This window comes from Ruegeria sp. AB9 (assembly GCF_056542585.1).
Genome location: NZ_JBQGAA010000035.1, coordinates 1 through 6,394, shown reverse-complemented (window position 1 = coordinate 6,394; position 6,394 = coordinate 1). Strand labels below are relative to the sequence as shown.

Below are 6,394 nucleotides of genomic sequence, written 5' to 3'. Positions count from 1 at the left end.
CGCCCGCCAGCACCCGAAACCATCATCCCGATGGATCACAGGCCGATGATGCACTAACAATCAATTTGGACCAGTCAGATGAGGCTGCTCACCAAGGCGCTCGGTTTCACTAAGAAGACTGTCCAGTGTGCGATCTCTGAACTCAATTGGAAGTGGTTTGAGATAACACACGGGAACGGCCTAACGCATTCGACTGAGTATGTGCCTACCAAGAGAACTTACGCGACAGCTCAAAGAATACGCGAAACCCAAGAGGCTGGAAAGCAGGACAATATCGTCACCCTTCGACAGAAGGGTCGAAGACAAGACTGTCCCGAAAGGGGGATAGCCCCTTCATTGTTATCAATACTCAGACACCAACCGGATGCCGTGTTCCGCGTGCCACCACTCGCTTCCAGTCGAGCCCTTCAAAAAGGGCCTCAAACTGTGACTTGGTCATGGTCATCACCCCGTCACTGACGCGAGGCCATTCAAAGCTCTTAGGCGAGTAGAGGTTTGTTGTTCTTCAAATGTCGCGCGACGAGCTTTTTTTGCTGTCTACCACATGGGATGTATCGAGCGGGTTCCATCGGATTAGACAGTTCCCTAGATTCTGGAAAAATCAACATAATTTCTTCCTGTGCCTCGGGGCCTAATCCTTTCAAAACCTCCGGACCGGTAAACAGGCTTTCGCTTGGTGCACCTTCAGCGTAAATGATCTCATGTTGGTCAAGGAGAAGGTGATAATACGCCACCTGATTGACGGTTTCATCTAAGAATATATCTGGCAATTCGGTCAGTTTAATCGCTGGAACCAGAACTTCTGTTTCTCCAAACATACGTCCAGCGATCTTTGACTGCACCATCATTCGATGCTGGCGCGAAACGAGTAGATCGCGTTTCGGTAGCCCAAGCCCCAGGGCTCCCGCTGAGATACGGACCGGGCAAAGCTTAGCGTTTTCGAGTAGCGCGCTGAAACTAAACTCACGACGACCAATCCAACGTATTTGGGCCAGTAACCCCTCGGCAGTAAGAACCGTGTCTCCTGAGTTTAGCTCACAGATCGAAACTTCACCTCGATTTGTTAGTATTCTAGTGCCGCCCGTGAAGCAGGTGACAAAATCCGTAGCATCGATGGGCAGCTGACCTGAAGAGCCGGGGCCTTCAGCCGCTGAAATGACTTCCAAAGCAATGCCGCGTGGCGGGAAATCACCTACGAACGCCAACCCTTCAATTGTACCAAATGCTGGTGCCGAGTTAATAATGTTGACGCCGATAATCTGATAGGTCTCTCCGGTGTTGTTGTCACGCAGGGTGAACTGGAACTCAGCCTCTATGCGAGTGTTATCCGCATACGCAATACCATCCAGAGATTGTGCGCCGTCTAACCGCTGATTGCCATCATTGTCGTCAAAACTGGTGTCAGTCCCACCGTCTGAGATATTGAGAGATGTTAGCGCTCCTGTTCCCAAGGTTATGAATTCACCAACCAGATGAGACCCATCTCCTTGAGTTACCCCATCCAGCCCTACGCCACCTGTAACGGTGATTTGGCTTTCTGGCAGGATTGCAAGTGTGTAGTTCGCCACCCGTTTTCCTCTTGTCGTTCGTCTGGCACGGTAGAACTTAAGGCAAGCGGGTCATGTATTCAGTTCCTCGCTCGCATCATTCTTCCCACTCCCAGTTCACGCCGTTTTCCGCAGCTCTCCTTGTAGAAGTTCATGCATGATGCCTCGCAATTGGGCTATCGTTGCAAACCGGGATTGTAATCCGCTGTAGGAAATAATCATCACAATTCCCAACTAATCATTTGCGTTTTCATTTCTTAGAAATGATCTAACCATTTGATTCGAATTGGAAATAGAGAACTTACCCAATTCGCAAATCTTTCTTTCTTGCTGTGGGGGCAGTCTTTTTCGAATTCTGTCCATTAGGATAAAAATTTGAAGTTTTTTTCGAAAGCAAATAGGAGATAGGTAATTGCTGCGCTCATAATCACCGCTTTGATGAAGAGTCGGAAAACCGATACTTTTTGCCCTTTGCCAATTTCGTTGGGGTGTCGTATCCCGCATTTCCAGCAGAAAAAATCCTCTCTGGACACCAGATAGGTTCCGCAATTTTTACAAATGCCATGTTCGATGTCGCCACCAGTCGTCACCACGCCTATTTGCGGCTTATAGACTAGTGTTCGAAATAGCCTGCAAGCATTAGTATTCATCTTATTTAGGGTTGTCCTTTGATAACGCAATTTGCTAAGCCTAAGGCATCACATCAGAAGCTCAAACCGCCCACTCCAAAGATTGGTAGTGTTCAGGCGTAAACCTAACGGATAATACCCCCTTTTGGCACCTATACTCGAACGTGCGTCATAGCCAACACAATGTAACACCCAGATAAACCCAAGGCGTATTCGAGTGCTGCTATGACAGCTTTGAAGCAAAAGTCAAATCCTCCATCCTTAAACTTTGAAGTGAGTGAGTGGTGGTCATAGTCTGCTATTAAACGCCGACATTCCGAAACTGGCCATTTCCATCCCTTTGGCAGTATTTTGTTTAGTAGTACTTGAATGATCTCCTTTGGATTAGCGTTGCACCGAATGGAGGGGGTCGGCGGAAGCCACAATTCGGTGCAACGCCGAGATACGCCGAGGCGTATTTTGGTGTGAGTGGTTTGGCTGGTTGGTGGATTCGGATCAAACGACGAAGCCTAATACCATCATTCGCTGTTATTCTCTAACCTTCCCGCTCCTTGTTTCTGTATCTTGCTAGTGTGATAGACCGCATGAGCACAACTTGGCTTGTAACCTAGAGTTTAAACGATTCGCTTACAGAACCGTTATCCGGGATGCGAAGAAAAAGTTTCAATAGCTCCCATAACGCAAGGCAATGAGCGATACGCTTATCCGGTTTGCGAAACACGCTCGCGCAGCTCTCAATGATAGATTTGGGTTTTCTAAATTAAGACTTAGGCTTTTGAAGCCTTTGTTAGATGCCATGGAGAAGCAATTGCAAAACTTCCCCTTTTTTGTTCACGATTTAGTGTCTACCGTCTTGATTTAGATCAAATTTCTGCTTCGGAGAAATTGTACATTCCTAATGTACAACTCGAAGTCCTTCTGGAGTTGCTTGTGCGGCGGATTCAGTCTCCCCTTCGAGTGCTCAGGTCTTTGGATTGCTGGTCAAATCCAGCCGGGCAGCGAAGGGAGCCAAGGATGAATGAGCAGGAACCGCAAGCATATCCGATTGGCGAAAAAAAAATGCCGTTGCGGTGGTCACACACTTTCTTCAACATCGATGATCAGGCGGCCTGTTTGGCTGGATTTGACCAGCAGTATCAACAGATGAGTGCAGGTCTCTTCAAGGGGCATTTTGAAACGATCGATATTGATTCTGAACTTGGCCTCTATTTCGAGACCTTTAACCAAAGAATGGACCAATGGGGAGCGTCGCCTCAGGACCGATACGGGTTTGCTTTTCTTACACACGGAAATTCGGAAAGCATGTTTGGCAGGGTCAGCTTTACAGGTGATCACATATTTATCATGCCACCTGGAGCGCAATTCGACTGCAGGGCAGAAGCCAATACCGGGTTCTGTGTTGTAAGTGTCGATAAAGTGGCGTTTGAGAATGCGCTTGGTGATGCGCTACTAAGAGATGATGTGTGCAGGCGAATTGCGATGTCGACGCAGTTCTTCGTTCATTCTGCCACAACCAAACATCTTCGCGCTTCAGTTGCGTTTCTGGCTCGCCTTACTTCTGAAAAAAATCACAATTCCTTTCCTGGAGTTGTTCAAAGTTCCAAGGGCGCGCTCATCCAGTTCTTGGTTGGGGTCGCATCGGATGCTCATGTCGCCACTTCTCTTTTGGTAAAAGAGACGCTGGACCATCGGGCACGTCTAGCTGGTGTCGTTCAACGAGAATTCCGGAAAAACTTGGGCTTGAACTTTGCGCCTCAGGAAATTGCGGATCGTTTGGGCGTTTCACGAAGATCTCTTGAGAAGATATTCCGTGAGTATTTTCAACAGAGCCCTTTGGAATACAACAAAGCAATCAAGCTCAATAGTTTTAGATCAGCCTTGTTGAAGCCCGAAAACCAAAGTCAAACCATTGGTGATATTGCTGCGCAGTTTGATATCTGGCATCTTGGCTGGCTTTCGAGCGACTATCGAGAGTTCTTTGGTGAACTTCCGTCGGAGACTCGCCGGCGTGTAGGAAAGAACAATGGTAAGCGTTGCATCTGACCCCCCAGGTCAACCCTGATCTGTTTCTTATCCCCAGGCATACCGCCAAAAAAGAGAGACGGCAGCTATGGAGCAATACCCAGGGAGTGGAAAGAATGTGGGGATACCTGAAGATTCTGATCTAATGTCTCGTTGTTTTTGCAGGAGGCATAGCGATGAAATTCAAGATCAGGTTAGAGACTGAGTTTGGTTGGGGCGAGAAGCGATCACACGAGATTTGCACCCTGGAACGCCGGTCGGTTGATGCGTCCGACGAAGACCTTGGACTGTGTCTGGCCGAAGCGAAATCAATATGTAATGGGATCCAGCGCGCGCTGCTGCAGGATCAGGTCGAAGAGATCGGCGAAATCGCTCGAGTCTGCCGTTTTGCGGCACCTATCTACCGGTTCATGACCGCCGCCGACGCCGTATTGACACGCTTTTCGGTCGGGTCATCGTCGTAGGGCCACAGGTTCAAATATGCATGTGTGGTCTCCCGAGAATTCCAACGTTGAAAGTAGCGTACTCTCCTCTGACGCGCCTTTTGCCGGACAGCGCTACGCCAGAGCTTCGACGACTGCAGGCAGAACTGGGAGCGCGCCATAGTTTTCGGGAAGCTGCAAGGCTTCCGAATGAACTGACACCTTGTACTAAACAGAATCACGTAACGATCCGAAACCGAGTCGCGACTATCGCTGATGACCTTTCCTGCAGCGAATTTCTTGTGGCTACAGGAGCCAATCAACGCACTGAGTTATCTGAGATTACGGTATTTCTGGACAGCGCATATGTCCGATCAAGACCGGAGTATCAACGCCGGAACTTGGAAGTCATTGTTGGTTCCATCGAGAGCAAAGGATGCGAGAAACGCCGATTTGGCTTGAGCGTGACTGGTGCGAACAATACGCGCGAACATCTGCGACGAAATCTGGAAACGGCCGAATGGCGTGATGGCACCACCGTTACGGTTCTGTCTGATGGTGACCCTGCATTGCCCCGATTGGTGAGGGACGCCACAGGTGCGGATGTCAGTCACGTCCTGGACTGGTGGCATGTTTCGATCCGCATCAGACATGTGGAAACGACATTTCGCACTCTATTTTCTTTGCTGGGAGGGGTCGAGGTTCCAGAACTTGAGCCATTGGTACAAAGCCTTCGATGGCGCATATGGCACGGGCAGGCGGATCGGGCACTTGATGCGATTGAAACCCTCGTCAGAACCGGTATGCGTGTGCGCCGCGAAACAATTGGCCGAAAAATTGAAGCGGCCTTTTCTGCGGTCGCACGAGCAATGGAGCTGCGAACCTACCTCGAATACAATCGTGTGGCTCTCGTTGATTATGGTCGCCGGGGTCGAAGCGGGAAGGCAATCTCGACATCGCGAGCAGAAGGGCTGGTCAATGACATCGCGAACGCCCGTATGGGCAAGAAGCGCCGGATGCGTTGGTCCCCGCAAGGCGCGCACCGGGTGACAGCGGTCCTGGATGGAAGGCTTGGCGAAGGTCAACTCCGAGCGGCTTGATCCCCAGGTTGTTTCCACTCCCATCTCAATGTGCTAGCATGCGTCCGCCGCTCGCGCCTTACCGAAGGACCAATACTGCACATGGAGCGCGTCGAACTACGCGTGAGGTTGTCGATCCAAGGAAGTAGTCTTCAATGCCAGGCTTGTGAGAATTGATAACAATCAGATCGGCGTCGGTTTCCGATGCAAGATCGGGAATCGCCACGCCCGGTTTCCCAGAAAGAATCGCAATTTCAAGGCCGCTTTCGCCTTTTGCCAACTCGCGCAAGCGCTTCTTGAGATCTTCGTTAATGTGTTCGGCGGACTTCACCGTTACGTATTCTGCCACGTAGACCGGCGCATCCTCAACGACGGCTACAAGTGTCATCTTGCCCCCCTTGGCGAGCAAAATCCTTGCCGTGGCAATCATCTCCCTGACATCGACCTCATGGTCCAACGCGACAGGGATCAAGATATGGTTGTACATGCGTCGGCTCCTCTTTTGATGCCTGTTCCCGGTGTCCGGTTGAACTCGACGTCGGTCATGCTCGGCACTTTATGTAGCCACGTGGCTGACATCCTTGTCAGGCGAGTATATGTCCAAGATGTTCCAGTGTCCGGTCGTTGGTGTCGGGTTGTTGATCATTGGCACATCGAGCACAGTTGGCTTGCCGCTGGCGATTGCCGCTTCCAAT

General features: G+C 50.2%; 4 protein-coding genes and 2 pseudogenes. 2 read left to right on the top strand and 4 right to left on the bottom strand.

Features of this window, described 5'->3' with window-relative positions:
• Positions 1 to 349: 349 nt before the first annotated feature.
• The 3 genes and pseudogenes from ACR0K5_RS24850 to ACR0K5_RS24840 form a co-directional block, all read right to left on the bottom strand.
• Positions 350 to 469, bottom strand: a pseudogene (locus tag ACR0K5_RS24850) (hypothetical protein); the annotation flags it as partial.
• Between the two features lie 10 nt (positions 470 to 479).
• Positions 480 to 1,568: a Hint domain-containing protein gene (locus ACR0K5_RS24845; RefSeq protein ID WP_480534121.1), complete on the bottom strand. Its 1,089-nt coding sequence runs from the start codon at positions 1,566 to 1,568 to the stop codon at positions 480 to 482.
• Positions 1,569 to 1,909: 341 nt separating this feature from the next.
• Positions 1,910 to 2,137 (bottom strand): hypothetical protein, encoded by a 228-nt coding sequence (locus ACR0K5_RS24840; RefSeq protein WP_480632195.1) that lies wholly within the window; start codon positions 2,135 to 2,137, stop codon positions 1,910 to 1,912.
• Between the two features lie 1,053 nt (positions 2,138 to 3,190).
• On the opposite strand from ACR0K5_RS24840, the gene ACR0K5_RS24835 reads away from it, so the two are divergent.
• Positions 3,191 to 4,219 (top strand): AraC family transcriptional regulator, encoded by a 1,029-nt coding sequence (locus tag ACR0K5_RS24835; RefSeq protein WP_480534119.1) that lies wholly within the window; start codon positions 3,191 to 3,193, stop codon positions 4,217 to 4,219.
• A gap of 155 nt (positions 4,220 to 4,374) precedes the next feature.
• Positions 4,375 to 5,720 (top strand): annotated as a pseudogene (locus ACR0K5_RS24830) (ISKra4 family transposase).
• 58 nt (positions 5,721 to 5,778) lie between these two features.
• Here the strand turns inward: ACR0K5_RS24830 and ACR0K5_RS24825 are convergent.
• Entirely contained in the window at positions 5,779 to 6,186 is a 408-nt protein-coding gene (locus ACR0K5_RS24825) for a universal stress protein (RefSeq protein WP_480534117.1), read from the bottom strand.
• Between the last annotated feature and the right edge of the window lie 208 nt (positions 6,187 to 6,394).